Source organism: Mesorhizobium sp. B2-4-18 (genome assembly GCF_006441385.1).
GTDB lineage: Bacteria > Pseudomonadota > Alphaproteobacteria > Rhizobiales > Rhizobiaceae > Mesorhizobium > Mesorhizobium australicum.
In genome coordinates, this window is the sequence record NZ_VFUW01000003.1 from 275598 (window position 1) to 290133 (window position 14536).

The window sequence follows — 14536 nt, forward strand, 5'->3', positions numbered from 1 at the left end:
ATGCGCGCTGCCGGTCTCGTGGCGTTCCTGAGGGGCGCGAAGCCAACGCGGTTGGATCGAAAATTCAGCCCGCTGCTCAAGGGATTAAGCTATGTGGCCGTTGCGGTTGTCGCCGGTCTGGCCACGTTGGCGGCCATAAACCTGACCCCTGAACCGCGGGTTTTGCGGACGATTGTCCCGCATCGCTTCGACGCATCGGATCCGCAGTTCGCGAGGTCGATGAGCAGCTACTCGCTGGGACAGATGTCAAACGCGAACGCGGTGCAGACCCTTGTGAACGGCGACGAGATTTTTCCTTCGATGCTCCAGGCGATCGGCGCGGCCCGGTCCACCATCGATTTTGAGACCTATATCTATTGGTCTGGGGCCGTTGGATATGAATTCGCACAAGCCTTGGCGGCCAAGGCGCGGCAAGGTGTCGAGGTCCGGGTGCTTGTCGACTGGGTCGGCAGTCTGCCTTTCGATGAAAACCTGATCCATATCATGACAGGAGCCGGCGTGAGGTTCCAGCGCTACCGGCCGATCCATTGGTATACGTTGGACCGCGTGAACAACCGAACCCATCGCAAACTGCTCATCGTCGACGGACGGGTGGCCTTTACGGGCGGCGTCGGCATCGCCGACAAATGGCGGGGAGACGCCCGCAATCCGGATGAATGGCGCGATACGCACTATCGGATCGAAGGGACCGCCGTGCCTGCTTTCCAGGCAGCCTTTGCCGAAAATTGGTTGGAGACGACCGGTGAGACATTGCAGGGTCGGAAGTTCTACCCTCCGCCCGAACCGGCGGGGTCGCTCGGCGCCCAGCTGATACTTTCTTCGCAGCCAAATGGCTCGGAGAACATGGAATTGATGATGCTGGCCGCGATAGCCGCCGCGAGGGATCACCTGCGAATCGGAATGGCCTATTTCGTCCCCGACGACATCGCCCTCCAGCAGATCCTGGACGCCAGGAAGCGAGGCGTGTCTGTCGATGTGATCGTTCCGAATGCGCTCACCGACGTGCCTTTGGTTCGGAAGGGCTCGCGCTATTTCTGGGGCGACTTGCTTAGGGCTGGAGTGCGTATCTACGAGTTTCAACCCACCATGTATCATCCCAAGCTGCTGATCGTTGACGACATCTGGACGAGCTTTGGTTCCACCAATCTGGACGAACGCTCCTTGCGGCTGAACGATGAAGCCAGTCTGAACGTCTATGGCAGGGATTTCGCGAACACGCAGATCGACCTGTTCAACCAAGACCTTGGGAGATCCCGGCAAGTTACCCTGGCCGAATGGGAAGCGCGTCCCCTGCGGGAAAAAATTTCGGACTGGCTGGCCAGCAGGCTGCGCTCCCAACTTTGATGACCTGGCTTTTACTGCTCATTCGACCAGCCTGATCAGCCCTACCGCTCGCCATCAAGCTTTCAATCAGGCTGTTGCGCGGCGATCGCGGCCAGGAAAACCGCGCCGAACTCCTTGAGCTTGGCCCCTCCCACGCCATTCACTTCGGCAAAGGCGTCGAGGTCGCGCGGGCGGCGGTCGGCCATGTCGATGAGCGTGCGGTCGGAAAACACCACATAGGCCGGGACCTGTCGCTCCTTGGCGAGCCGTAGCCGCAGCGACTTGAGCGCCGCCAGCAGCGAAGCATCGACGCCCTCGGCTCCGGCGGCGGCGCCTTCCCCGGAACGCTTCCTGCCGCGCGCCAGAGGGTCCCGCGTCTCGACGCGATACTGGAATGCAATCTCGCCACGGCCGAGCGCGCGGCCGCTTTCGGAGATGGCGAGACCGCCATGGCCCTCGGGATCCGGCATCAGGAACCCGCCGGCCACCAGTTGCCGGACCAGCGACAGCCACACTGTCTTTCTGTGCGCGGCGCCGGTGCCGAAACTGCTGAGTGTTTGATGAGCTCTCGCCAGCACCTTCTCGGTCTCGTGGCCAAGCAGGATATCGATGACATGGGCCGCGCCGAAGCGCTCGCCGCTCTCTGCGACCGCCGCCAGGATCTTCCGCGCTTCGGCACTGCCATCGGCGCGCGGCGCCTGGTCGAGGCAGTTGTCGCAATTGCCGCAGGCCTGGGCCTCTTCGCCGAAATAGCCGAGCAGCACCTGGCGGCGGCATTGCGCCGTCTCGCAATAGCCGATCAGCGTGTCGAGCCGGCGGTGTGACCGCCTCTTGTGCTCTGACGAGGCATCCTCGTCGTCGATGAACAGCCGGCGCATGCGGATGTCGCCAAGGCCGTAAAGCATATGCGCCTCGGCCTCGCGTCCGTCGCGGCCGGCACGGCCGATTTCCTGATAATAGGCTTCCAGGCTGCCCGGCATATCGGTGTGGAAGACAAAGGCGACATCAGGCTTGTCGATGCCCATGCCGAACGCGATGGTTGCCACCATGACGACGCCGGACAAGGTCATGAAGGCGTTTTGATTGGCTTCACGCGCCTCCTTGCTCATGCCGGCGTGGTAAGCGAGCGCGGTGACGCCGTTGCGCTTCAGAAAGGCCGCGATCTCTTCCGTTTTCTTGCGCGACAAGCAATAGATGATGCCGCTCTTGCCCGCATGGCGCTCGATGAAGCCGAGCAGCTGGCGCTTGCTGTCCTGCTTGGGCGCGATGGCCAGCTTGATGTTGGGCCGGTCGAAACCGAGCACCAGCGTTTCGACCTGCTCAGCGAACAGGCGGGCGGCGATGTCGGTACGCGTGCTCTCATCGGCAGTCGCCGTCACCGCGATGATCGGCACATTGGCAAAGATACCGCGCAACCGGGACAGATCCTCATATTCGGGCCGGAACGCCGGACCCCATTGCGAGATGCAATGCGCCTCGTCGATGGCGATCAGGCTGACGTGGAGCCTGGAAAGGGCGTCCAGCATGCGCTCGGTCATCAGCCGCTCCGGCGCCAGATAGAGCAGCCGCGTCTGGCCAGATGCCACACGGCGCCAGGCCGCGACATTGGCCTCGCGGTCGAGCGAGGAATTGATCGTATCGGCCGCCACGCCGGCAAGCCGCAGCGCCGCGACCTGGTCCTGCATCAGAGCCACCAGCGGCGAGACGACGAGGGTGAGCCCGCCCAGAACCAGCGCCGGAACCTGGTAGCAGAGCGATTTGCCCGCGCCCGTCGGCATGACGGCCAGCACATGGCGCCCGCTAAGCAGTGTATCCATCACGTCGGCCTGGCCGGGGCGAAAATCGTCGAAGCCGAACACCTCCTTCAGGACGCGCCGCTTGGGATCCCCGGCCCTGATACCCGCCGCCTGCGCCGGCATCAGACAGCCGCCTGGCGGCAAGCGATGTTTCGCGTACGGGAGAGATCGGGCAAGATGGTCAAGGGCGACTCCTTGTGAGGCCTTGGAGTAGCCCACCGCTCATCCCATCACAACCGCCCTGTCAATGCCCTCGGCAACACCGCCGGCGACGCCTTCCCCAGCGGCACACGCACCCCTGATGGATTCCGCCGCGTTGCGATGTAAGCTTGCCCTCGCCGATACGCCACGGAGGGCGCGATGCTGCAGGTGAGACAGGATTTGCTGGGCGAGCGGTTCCGGCTGCAGCGCGCCGCCTTCAAGGCACAACCCTTTCCCGACCTTGGCGTCCGCAAGGACCGGCTGAGGCGCCTGCTGGCGCTGACCGAGCGGCACGAGACTGAAATCTGCGCTGCGATCGATGCCGACTTCGGCGGTCGCTCGGCGCATGAGACCCGCCTGGCCGAACTGTTCGTCGTGCGCGCCGGCATTCGCCATGCGCTCGCCCATGTCGGCGGCTGGATGCGGGAGCGCCGCGTTGCCACCACCTTGCCGTTTCTGCCAGGCAGGAACCGCCTCGTGCCGCAGCCGCTCGGCGTCGTCGGTATCGTGTCTCCCTGGAACTATCCTTTTCAGCTCGCCGTCGCGCCGGTTACGGCCGCGCTTGCCGCCGGCAACCGCGTGCTGGTCAAGCCTTCCGAACTGACGCCGGCTTTTTCCGGGCTGCTGACCAGGCTGGCTGGCGAACATTTCGCCCCGGATGAACTCAGCGTCATCGCCGGCGATGCCGATACGGGGAAAGCCTTCGTCTCGATGCCGTTCGATCATCTGCTGTTCACCGGTTCGACGGCGGTCGGACGCCAGGTTGCGATCGCCGCCGCCGCCAACCTGACCCCGGTCACGCTCGAACTCGGCGGGAAGTCGCCGGCGATCCTCGACCCCTCCTGCGATCTTGACACCGCGGTCGCCAGCGTCGCCTATGGCAAGCTGTTGAATGCCGGGCAGACCTGCATCGCGCCGGACTATTTGCTGGTGCCGAAGGGACAAGCAGGTACGGTCGCCGCGAAGCTCGCAATCGCCATGGCGCGGCTCTACCCCTCGCTGAGCGACAACCCCGACTATACCGCCATCATCAGCGATCGGCATTACCAGCGTCTGCGCGCCATGATCGCGGAAGCGCGCGACACGGGTGCCGATGTCACCGAGATCAACCCGGTCGGCGAAGACCTCGGCAATGCGGGCCGGAAGCTTCCGCCGACCCTGGTCAGCAACGCAGGCTCGGACCTGAAGCTGATGCGCGAGGAGATTTTCGGCCCGGTGCTGCCTATCGTCGAATACGCCACGCTCGACGACGCGATCGCTTATGTGAACCAGGCCGACCGGCCGCTGGCGCTCTACTGGTTCGGCGATGACAGCGGCAACCGCCAGCGCATCCTGCGCGAGACGGTCGCCGGCGGCGTCACCATCAACGACTGCATGCTGCATCTGGTGCAGGAGAACCAGCCCTTCGGCGGCGTCGGCGCCAGCGGCATGGGCGCCTATCATGGCGAATGGGGTTTCCGCACCTTCAGCAAGGAGAAACCGGTCTTCCTGCAGTCGCGGTTGAGCGCAGGGAGCCTTCTGCGGCCGCCCTACGGCAAGACGTTCGAACGGCTTTTCGGCCTGCTCAGGCGCATCACCTGACGCGCATTAAGTCTATCTTCACCATGATGCGGCAGCTTTCGCACTCTGCGGTGATGTTTTGAGTACCGCGGCGCCATTGGCGCCCAGGCAACAACCCGCGCTTCCCTGGAGGCGCGGGTTTTTTCGTTGGCCGAGAAATCGTCGGCGACCCGGTCAGGCGAGGAAATCGGCGCGGTGCGGCGTAAAACTGTCGACCAGCCGCCCCGCTTCGAGCGCCTTGACGCCGTGCACCAGGCCGGACGGCACGATGAAGCTGCCGCCGGTCTCGACGATTTCGGTCCGGCCGCCGATGGTCACCTCAAAACGGCCTTCGGCGACATAGCTCGCCTGCACATGCGGGTGCGAGTGCAAGGCGCCGACACCACCCTTGTCGAAACCGAATTCGACCATCATCAGTTCGTCGGTGGTGAGGAGAACCCGCCGGCGATTGCCATCCGGGGTCGGCGTCCAGGCACCCTGGCCGGCATGCGCGAAAATCTTCGGCTCGGTCATCGTCTTCTCCTCATCGCGCCAGCCATCCCCCATCCACCGGCACCACCGCGCCATGCATATAGTTCGAGGCCGGCGCCAGCAGGAAGACGGCAGCATCGCCAATGTCTCCGGGCTCGCCCCAGCGGCCGGCGGGAATGCGCCCGAGGATGGCCGCGCTGCGGTCGGGATCGGCGCGCAGCGCCTGCGTGTTGTTGGTGTCGATATAGCCCGGCGCTATGCCATTGACGTTGATGCCCTTCGCCCCCCACTCGCAGGCGAGCAGTCTGGTGATGCCGAGCACGCCATGCTTGGACGCCGTGTAGGACGCGACGCGGATGCCGCCCTGGAAACTCAGCACCGAGGCGATGTTGACGATCTTGCCCTGGCGTCCACCGGCAAGGAGGCGCCGCGCAAAGGACTGACACAGCAGGAAGACGGACTTCAAATTGACGTCGATCACGTCGTCCCAATCGGCTTCGCCGAGATCGACGGCATCGGCGCGCCGGATGATGCCGGCATTGTTGACCAGCCCGTCGATCGGACCGTTTTGATCCCAGACGCGGTCCAGCATCGGTCCGACTGCTGCCGTGTCGGCAAGATCGATGCTCACCGCCTCGAATTGGCCGCCCACCGCGCCGACCTTGCTCGCGGTGTCGTCCATCGATGAGCGGCCGACGCCGATCACGGCGCCACCGGCGCGCGCGACCGAGATGGCAATGCCTTGGCCGATGCCGGTGTTGGCGCCGGTCACCAGGATGCGCTTGCCGGCCAGGCTGAAGGCGGAGAGGTCGCTCACCGCAGCATGTCCATCGCCACCGGATCGACATCGGTGTAGTCGACATTGTCGCCGGCCATCGCCCAGATGAAGGCATAGTTGGACGTGCCGGCGCCTGAGTGGATCGACCAGCCCGGCGACAGCACCGCCTCCTCGTTGCGCATGACGATGTGGCGTGTCTCGTCCGGCTCGCCCATGAAGTGGAAGACGCGGGCCGCCTCGGGCAGGTCGAAATAGAGGTAGGCCTCCATGCGCCGGTCATGCACATGGCATGGCATGGTGTTCCAGATCGAGCCCGGCGCCAGCTGCGTCATGCCGACGACGAGCTGGCAGGTTTTTGTTCCCCCGGCATGAATGAACTGGAAGATCGAGCGCTCGTTGCAGGCCTCCTTGCTGCCGAGATCGAGGCGCTTGGCGTCATCGAGGCGGATCAGCCGGCTGGGATGAGCCTGATGCGCCGGGGCGCTGAGCAGATAGAACTTGGCGGGGTCGTTCCTATCAGCAGAAGCGAAGGAAACCGTGTCGGTGCCCATGCCGAGATAGAGCATGTCGCGCGCCCGCAGGTCGAAGGACTGGCCGCCGGCTTCGATCGTGCCGGCGCCGCCGATGTTGACGGCGATCAATTCGCGCCGGTCGAGAAACCCCTTGGTGCCGGTCGGCTTGATCGCTTCCAGTGGCAATGCCGTTGCCGCAGGCACGGCGCCGCCGACGATCATGCGGTCGTAGTGCGTGTAGGTCAGGCTGATGCGCCCGGGCTGGAAGAGATCCTCGATATGGAAATTATGGCGCAGCTCATCCGTTCCCATGGCGGCCGCCGCCGCCGGGTCGATGGCGAAGCGCGATGTGTAGTCGGTGTGGTTCTGGCTCATTTCTGTCCTGGCTTTCGGTGGATCATTCGCCTGCGGCCGCCTTGACCGAGCTGGCGTAGTAGGCCTGCCGCGCCTGCAGCCGCTCGCGGTAACGCTGCTGGCTGGCGCCGAGATGGGTGCGCATCGCCTCGCGCGCGGCTTCGGCATCGCCCGCCGTGATCGCGTTCAGGATCACCAGATGCTCGCGCTGCAGCCCGCGCTGGTAGCTGTCGGACTGCGCCAGTTCGGTCGACCAGGGCGAGGTCACGTCGCACGGAATGGCGCGCCGGCCGAGCACGTCGAGCATCTCGACATAGAAGGGGTTATTGGTGGCGCTGGCGATGGCGCGATGGAAGGCGAGGTCGGCCGGACCGGTCGGCTGGCTGTCGAGCAGCAGCCGCTCGAACTCGAAGAAGGCTTCCTGGATCGCCGCCTCCTGCGCGGCGTTGCGACGGATGGCAGCGAGCCCAGCCGATTCGATCTCGATCGCCAGCCGCACCTCGAGCACGTTGAGCGCGACCGAATCCTTGGCTCCCATGTCGGCGGCGAGCGCCCCGAACATGGTCGAAATATGCTCTGTGACGAACACCCCGGCGCCCTGCCGCGGCTCGACCAGACCGTCGGCGGCAAGCTTGGCCAGCGCCTCGCGGATGACGGTTCGGCTGACGCCGAAGGTTTCGGTCAGCTGGCCCTCGGTCGGCAGCTTGTGGCCCGGCGGGATCTCGCCCGCCTGCAACTGCTTGCGGATCGCCCCCACGACGGTTTCCGACAGCTTGGGTTTTCTCTCGACCCTGAGGTCGTTTGCGGTATCGGACACCTCGGTGACCTCCTAGTGCAATTCCACGAAAAGTGCGTAGCGTCTTTCCGCCTGGAATTGCGTAAACACAAAGAGTTAGAGCGGTTCAACGATTCTAACGATCGCCGAACCGCTCTAATGGAACAGGCCCGGCAGCCACAATGAAATTTCCGGCACGTAGGTGACAAGCATCAGCACGGCGAAGGCAGCGCCGTAGAATGGCCAGATCGAGCGCATCGCGGTCCAGATCGGAATGCGCCCGATGGCGCAGCTGACGAACAGAACAGCGCCGACCGGTGGCGTGCAAAGCCCGATGCCGAGATTGAGGATGAGGATCACGCCGAAATGCACGGGATCGACCCCATAGGCCATGACGACAGGCAGGAAGATCGGCGTCGTGATGATGATCAGCGGCGACATGTCCATGAAGGTGCCGAGAATGAGCAGGACGACGTTGATCAGCAGCAGGATCACCAGCTTGTTGTCGGACACCGACTGCAGAAAGGCGACCAGTGCCGCCGGTACCCTGAGATAGGCGAGCAACCAGCCGAAGGCCGCCGCGCAGCCGATGATCATCAGCACCATGGCCGTGGTGCGCACCGACGCCGTCGTCGCCGCGACGAAGTCGCCCCAGCTCATCGAGCGGTAGATGATCAGCGTCACCAGGAAGGCGTAGACGATGGCGATGCAGGAACTCTCGGTCGCGGTGAAGACACCGGACCTGACGCCACCGAAGATGATGGCGATCAGGATGAGCCCGGGAATGGCGGCGACAAGCAGTTGCAGGGCCCGGCCGAAGCCGGCGAAAGGCTCCGTCGGATATCCCCGGCGGCTGGCGACCCAATAGGCCGTTGTCATCAGCGACAGCGCCAGCAGCAGACCCGGCAGCACGCCAGCCGTGAACAGGTCGGCGATCGAGATACGGCCGCCGGCGGAGATCGAATAGATGATCATGTTGTGGGACGGTGGAATGAGAAGCGCGATGATGGCCCCGACCGAGGTGATGTTGACGGCATAGTCGACGCCGTAGCCGCGCGCCTTCATCTGCGGAATCATCAGCCCGCCGACCGCCGACGCATCCGCCACCGCCGAGCCGGAGATGCCACCGAACATGGTCGACGCCGCGATGTTGACCTGCCCCAGGCCGCCGCGCAAATGACCGACCAGGGAGCCTGCCAGCGCGACCAGCCGCGCGGCGATACCACCGCGCACCATCAGGTCTCCGGCGAAGATGAAGAACGGGATGGCCATCAGCGAAAAGACGCTGACCCCGGAATTCAGCCGCTGGAACACCACGACCGGCGGCAAGCCAAGCGTGAGGATCGTGGCAAAGCTGGCAACGCCGAGGCAGAAGGCGATCGGCGTGCCGATGACCAGTAGGAACACGAAGGTGCCGAAGAGGACGATCAGGGCCATGGTTCAGGGCTCCTCGCCGGTTGCATGAATGTCGGCGTCGACGGGCAGGCCGGCAAAGCGCCCGGCCAGCCGTTCCAGCGAAAACAGACAGACCAGCGCCCCACCCAGGATGACCGGCAGGAAGCTGACGCCGCCCGGCAGGGCAAGTGACGGCATGACCGTGTTCCAGGTCAGCCTGGCCAATTGCACGCCATAGACGATCATGCCGGCGCCGAAGGCCAGCACGACAAGGTCGGAAATGCTGCGCAGTACCGCCTTGGCCGAAACAGGCAGGACATAGAGCAGCACGTCGAAGCCGAGATGGGTGCGTTCGCGCACGCCGACGGCGGCGCCGAGAAAAATGAACCAGCCCATCAGCAGAACCGAGAAGGATTCCGTCCAGCTCGGCGAACGGTTCAGCACATAACGCGAGAAGACCTGCCAGAAGATGATGATCGTCATCAGCGTCAGGCCGGCGCCGCTGATCCAAAGCGCCAGCCTGGCAAGCCCTGACAGGACCCGCTCCGCACCCAGCCAGAATCCTCGCATGGCCGACACGTCCGAAGGCAGCGCGGGGGCCTCCGCGCTGCTCGATCCATTGCCCCTGCCGTTCATTTCTCGGCCTGTATGCGGGCGGCCAGATCCTTCAATTCGGGCGTCGACAAGTACTTGTCGTAGACGGGCTTCATCGCGTCGATCAGCGGCTGTTTGTCGATCTCGCTGACCTTGACGCCCGCGGCCTCGACGATGCCGCGCGACTTCTTCTCCTGCGCGTCCCATAGTTCGCGCATCTTGACGACGCTGTCCTTGGCTGCCTGGCGCACGATCGCCTGGTCTTCCGGCGAGAGCTTGTCCCAGCTTGCCTTCGACATGACCAGCACTTCCGGCACGATCTGGTGTTCGTCCATCGTGTAATGCTTGGCCACTTCGTAGTGCTTGGCGGATTCGAAGCTCGGCCAGTTGTTTTCGGCGCCGTCGATGACGCCGGTCTGCAGCGCCGAATAGACTTCGCCATAGGCCATCGGCGTGGCGTTGGCGCCAAGCGCGTTGACCATGTCGACGAACACATCGGACTGGATGACGCGGAACTTCATCCCTTTCATGTCCGCCATCGAGGTAATGTCCTTCTTGGTGTTGTAGAAGGACCGAGCACCGGAATCGTAGAAGGCGAGGCCGACGAGATCATGCGCCTCGAACGCCTTCAGGATCTGGTCGCCGACAGCGCCGTCCATGACGTGGCGCATGTGCTCGACGGAGCGGAACATGTAGGGCAGCGACGGCACGGCGGTCTCCGGCACGATGCCGTTGAACGGTCCCATCGAGACACGGTCGAGGTCGATGACGCCGGCCTGGGTCTGCTCGATCGTGTCCTTCTCCTCGCCGAGCTGCGCCGAGTGATAGACCTCGATCGAATAACGGCCGGCGGTGCGCTGCTTGATCAGGTCGCCCATGTACTTGACCGCCTCGACGGTCGGGTAGCCGTCCGGATGGGTATCCGAGGATCGCAGCACGGTTTCGGCGTTGGCAGCGCCGATCAGCAGCGAACCGATGGCGAATGTCGCCGCCGCCGTCAATTTCGAAAAATGCAACATGACTTCCTCCCTTTGAAAATCGAAACGCCCGGCTCAGAGCCGGTACGCATTCTTGGCAAGCGTGTAGGCAAGCTCCTTCGCGAGTTCATGCGCCTCGTCCTCACGCAGCCTGTGCTCGGCGACGAGACGCGCCAGGAACGCACAGTCGACCCGCCGCGCCACGTCGTGGCGGGCCGGTATCGACGGAAAGGCGCGCGTGTCGTCGTTGAAGCCGACCGTGTTGTAGAAGCCGGCGGTCTCGGTGGTCATCTCGCGGAACCGGCGCATGCCTTCCGGGCTGTCGTGGAACCACCAGGCCGGCCCGAGCTTCAGCGCCGGATAGACGCCGGCCAGCGGCGCCAGTTCGCGCGCGTAGCTGGTTTCATCCAGCGTGAACAGGATGACGGTCAGGTCGCGCTCCAGCCCGACGCAGTCCAGTAATGGCTTCAATGCCGTGACATAGTCGGTCCGGGTCGGGATATCGAAACCCTTGTCCCTGCCGAATTTCTGGAAAGCGGAAGCTGAATGATTGCGCATGGAGCCGGGATGGATCTGCATGACCAGCCCGTCGTCCCGGCTCATCTTGGCCATCTCGGTCAGCATCTGCGCGCGAAACAATTTTCGCTCGCGCTCATCCTGCGAGCCGGCGCGGACCCGGTTGAACAGCTCCTGCGCCGCCGCGTCGGAAAGATTGGCGGTCTCCGCCGTTGGATGACCGTGATCCGACGAAGTCGCGCCGAAGCTCTTGAAGAAGGCGCGCCGCTGGCGATGTGCGTCGAGATAACCGGCCCAGGTCCCGGTGTCGCAGCCGGTGATCTCGCCGAGCCGATCGAGATTGGCCGAAAAGCCTTCAAAATCGGGATCGACGACGGCGTCTGGCCGATAGGCGGTGACGACACGGCCCTCCCAGCCACTGTCGCGGATCATCTGGTGCCATTTGAGATCGTCGAGCGCGCCTTCGGTCGTCGCGATGACCTCGATGTTGAAGCGCTCGAACAGCGCGCGAGGGCGGAAATTCTCCCACTGCAGCAGCGTTGCGATCGTGTCGTAATGGCGGTCGGCGGTCGCGGCGCTCAACGGCTCTTCGATGCCGAACAGATGCGCAAGGACATGGTCGAACCACAATCGGGTCGGCGTGCCACGAAAGAGGTAATAGTGTTCGGCGAACAACCGCCAGATCGCCCTGCCGTCGGTCTCGACGGGCTCACCATCGAGGGTCGGCACGCCGAGAGCCTCCAGCCGCACGCCCTGACTGAACAGCATGCGAAAAATATAGTGGTCCGGCACGATGAGCAGTTGCGCGGGATCGGGGAACGGCTCGTTCAGCGCATACCAGCGCGGGTCGGTATGGCCGTGCGGGCTGATGATGGGCAGGTCCTTGATGCCGGCATAGAGAGCGCGGGCGATCGACAGCGGACGCGCCTCGGCTGAAAACAGCAAATCCGCATTGGTCAGTGCCACGGCCATCCTCCGGCTCCATGGGTAGGATCGGTCAGAAATAATGTCAACATACAAAAATCGGATTGTTGTATGATGACTGCTACGCAAAGCTGAGCATTGTCGGCGGACGCCGTCAGTGTTACCCCGCAAATCGTTCCACGAGATGAGTGCCGAACCGATGACAGACCACCGCCTTTCCAACCGCACGGCGCAGGCATTGCCGGCCAAGGTCGCCGCGCCTCGATATGATCGTGGCGCAATCACGCCGGGCATCGTGCATCTGGGCGTCGGCGCCTTTCACCGCGCCCACCAGGCCGCTTATATCGATGAATGCCTGGCGGCCGGAGAAACGGACTGGGGCATATCAGGCGTGTCGCTGCGCAGCGCGGAAACGCGCGACGCGCTGGCGCCGCAGGACGGGCTCTACACCTTGGCTGTGCGCGGCAGCGGCGGCGAGAAGCTGCATGTCATCGGCTCGATCGGCTCGCTGCTGGTGGCGCCGGAAGACCCGGAAGCGGTGCTGGCGGTGCTGGCCGATCCGCGTACCCGCATCGTGACGCTGACGATCACCGAGAAAGCCTATTTGCGGGCGGCCGGCGGCGGATTGGACGCAGCGCATGCCGACATCGTCCACGACCTGGCCAATCCGCGAACACCGAAGACGGCGCATGGTTTTCTGACCGAAGCGCTCGCCCGGAGGCGGGGCGCTGGCACCCCGCCCTTTACCGTGCTTTGTTGCGATAACCTGCCGGCCAACGGCGCCACCTTGCACCGGCTGCTGATCGAATTCGCCACGCTGCGCGATGCAAGTGCCAGTTCGGCGGGCAATGCCGGAATGGCCGACCACATCGCCAGTCACGTCGCATTTCCCTCAAGCATGGTCGACCGCATTGTGCCAGCCACGATCGACGCCGACAGGGCACGGATAGCGGGCGAACTTGGTATTGAGGACGCCTGGCCCGTGATGACGGAACCCTTCCGCCAGTGGGTGATCGAGGACGATTTCCCCATGGGCCGTCCCACCTGGGAAAAATTCGGCGTCACCATGGTTGGGGATGTCGCTCCCTTCGAGGACATGAAGCTGAGGCTGCTCAACGGCGCGCATTCGGGCATCGCCTATCTCGGCCTGCTCAGCGGCCACGCGACGGTCGACAGTGCCTTCGCCGATCCGGCGATCCGGCGGTTCGTCGACGCGCTATGGCAAGAGGCCATAACAACATTGCCGGACGATGCCGGCCTCGACCCATCAGCCTATACCGCCGAGCTTGCCGAGCGTTTTTCGAACACGGCACTTGCCCACCGCACGGCGCAGATCGCCAATGACGGCAGCCAGAAACTGCCGCAGCGCATTATCGCCTCGGCTGTCGAGTGCCTCGAAGCCGGCACCGAGCTGGTCCATCTCACGCTGGTGGTGGCTGCCTGGATCGCCGCCTGCGCGGCGCGCGGAAAGACGTTGCCGGAAGGCCATTTCACCGATCCGCTCGATGCGCCGATGACCGCGCTTTTGGACCAGCAGCTGCCGGCGAACGAAACCGCGACAGCGGTGTTTGACATGGCCGGCTTCGCCCGGGATCACGCCGAGCGCCAGACGCTGATCGAGCTCGTGGCCGTCCATCTCGTCCACCTGCGACGAGACGGCCCGACTTTGGCCTTCGCCGCGCTCGGCATAGAAGCCGAAGGACAGCAAGGCGCGAGCGGTACAGAACCTTGATGTCGGCGGCGCAGCGCCCCCTCTGTCCTGCCGACGTCGCGCAACTCCGGCACCGCCGCCACATCAACTCTCACGCCATAATGTCCCGACAAACAAAAAAGCGGGGCAATGCCCCGCTTTCAATCCGTTGTCCCGCGACGCGTTTCAGGCCGGCAGGATCGCGCCTTCCAGCGTGGTGAGCTGGCTAAGGAATTGTTCGGCCTTGCTGCGCGCCTGGTCGTCCTTGGCGTCGGCAGCATCTTCCCTGGCTTCCTGGATGCGGCGGGCGAGATCGGCGCGGTCGACATCCTTCACCGCGACAGCCGATTCCGCCAGCAGCGTGCAGCCGGCCGGGACGATGTCGGCGAAGCCGCCGAACACGACATAGCGTTCTTCGCTGCCCGAGGCGCTCTTCACCGTGACGACACCCGGCTTGATCGTGGTCATGACCGGTGCGTGATGAGCCATGACGGTCATCTCGCCTTCGGCGCCTGGAATGACGACGGATTCGACCTCGGCGGAAACCAGCAGGCGTTCCGGGGAAACCAGTTCGAACTTGAAAGCTTCAGCCATGTCAATTTAGCGAGTAGGGAATAGTGACTAGGGAGTAGGGCGAGAGAAATTATCCGACTCGCCCAACTGCTATTCA

At 64.1% G+C, this 14536-nt stretch carries 13 protein-coding genes; 3 read left to right on the forward strand and 10 right to left on the reverse strand.

The window, feature by feature from the left end:
- Positions 1–1344 (forward strand): phospholipase D-like domain-containing protein, encoded by a 1344-nt coding sequence (locus FJ527_RS08485; protein WP_015315186.1) that lies wholly within the window; start codon positions 1–3, stop codon positions 1342–1344.
- A 62-nt stretch (positions 1345–1406) separates the two neighbouring features.
- Here FJ527_RS08485 and recQ read toward each other — a convergent pair whose 3' ends face one another.
- Positions 1407–3242 (reverse strand): DNA helicase RecQ, encoded by a 1836-nt coding sequence (recQ, locus tag FJ527_RS08490; protein WP_140662562.1) that lies wholly within the window; start codon positions 3240–3242, stop codon positions 1407–1409.
- A 237-nt stretch (positions 3243–3479) separates the two neighbouring features.
- On the opposite strand from recQ, the gene FJ527_RS08495 reads away from it, so the two are divergent.
- Positions 3480–4901 (forward strand): coniferyl aldehyde dehydrogenase, encoded by a 1422-nt coding sequence (locus FJ527_RS08495; RefSeq protein ID WP_140822656.1) that lies wholly within the window; start codon positions 3480–3482, stop codon positions 4899–4901.
- A 153-nt stretch (positions 4902–5054) separates the two neighbouring features.
- Here FJ527_RS08495 and FJ527_RS08500 read toward each other — a convergent pair whose 3' ends face one another.
- The 8 genes from FJ527_RS08500 to uxaC all read right to left on the reverse strand — a co-directional run bounded on the left by FJ527_RS08500 (position 5055) and on the right by uxaC (position 12224).
- On the reverse strand, positions 5055–5393 hold the full coding sequence (locus FJ527_RS08500; RefSeq protein WP_140822658.1) for a cupin domain-containing protein: 339 nt from the start codon (positions 5391–5393) through the stop codon (positions 5055–5057).
- Positions 5394–5403: 10 nt separating this feature from the next.
- The gene (gene kduD, locus FJ527_RS08505) at positions 5404–6168 is read right to left on the reverse strand and encodes a 2-dehydro-3-deoxy-D-gluconate 5-dehydrogenase KduD (RefSeq protein WP_140822660.1); all 765 of its coding nucleotides are present in this window, start codon (positions 6166–6168) and stop codon (positions 5404–5406) included.
- A complete protein-coding gene (gene kduI / locus FJ527_RS08510; RefSeq protein ID WP_140662554.1) occupies positions 6165–7016 on the reverse strand; it encodes a 5-dehydro-4-deoxy-D-glucuronate isomerase in 852 nt (283 codons plus the stop codon). Before kduI ends, kduD begins: the two co-directional genes overlap by 4 nt.
- Positions 7017–7038: 22 nt before the next feature.
- Positions 7039–7812 (reverse strand): FadR/GntR family transcriptional regulator, encoded by a 774-nt coding sequence (locus tag FJ527_RS08515; protein WP_015315180.1) that lies wholly within the window; start codon positions 7810–7812, stop codon positions 7039–7041.
- 114 nt (positions 7813–7926) lie between these two features.
- Entirely contained in the window at positions 7927–9207 is a 1281-nt protein-coding gene (locus FJ527_RS08520) for a TRAP transporter large permease (RefSeq protein WP_140822662.1), read from the reverse strand.
- A 3-nt stretch (positions 9208–9210) separates the two neighbouring features.
- Positions 9211–9735 (reverse strand): TRAP transporter small permease, encoded by a 525-nt coding sequence (locus tag FJ527_RS08525; protein ID WP_041163297.1) that lies wholly within the window; start codon positions 9733–9735, stop codon positions 9211–9213.
- A gap of 62 nt (positions 9736–9797) precedes the next feature.
- On the reverse strand, positions 9798–10778 hold the full coding sequence (locus FJ527_RS08530; RefSeq protein WP_140616581.1) for a TRAP transporter substrate-binding protein: 981 nt from the start codon (positions 10776–10778) through the stop codon (positions 9798–9800).
- A gap of 33 nt (positions 10779–10811) precedes the next feature.
- Entirely contained in the window at positions 10812–12224 is a 1413-nt protein-coding gene (uxaC, locus tag FJ527_RS08535) for a glucuronate isomerase (RefSeq protein WP_181166306.1), read from the reverse strand.
- A 151-nt stretch (positions 12225–12375) separates the two neighbouring features.
- Here uxaC and FJ527_RS08540 point away from each other — a divergent pair, with 151 nt between their 5' ends.
- Complete coding sequence (locus tag FJ527_RS08540; RefSeq protein ID WP_181166307.1) at positions 12376–13908, forward strand: mannitol dehydrogenase family protein; 1533 nt, start codon at positions 12376–12378, stop codon at positions 13906–13908.
- A gap of 144 nt (positions 13909–14052) precedes the next feature.
- On the opposite strand, the gene FJ527_RS08545 is transcribed toward FJ527_RS08540, so the two are convergent.
- Positions 14053–14460, reverse strand: a complete 408-nt coding sequence (locus FJ527_RS08545) for a F0F1 ATP synthase subunit epsilon (RefSeq protein ID WP_015315174.1) — start codon at positions 14458–14460, stop codon at positions 14053–14055.
- Positions 14461–14536 lie beyond the last annotated feature (76 nt).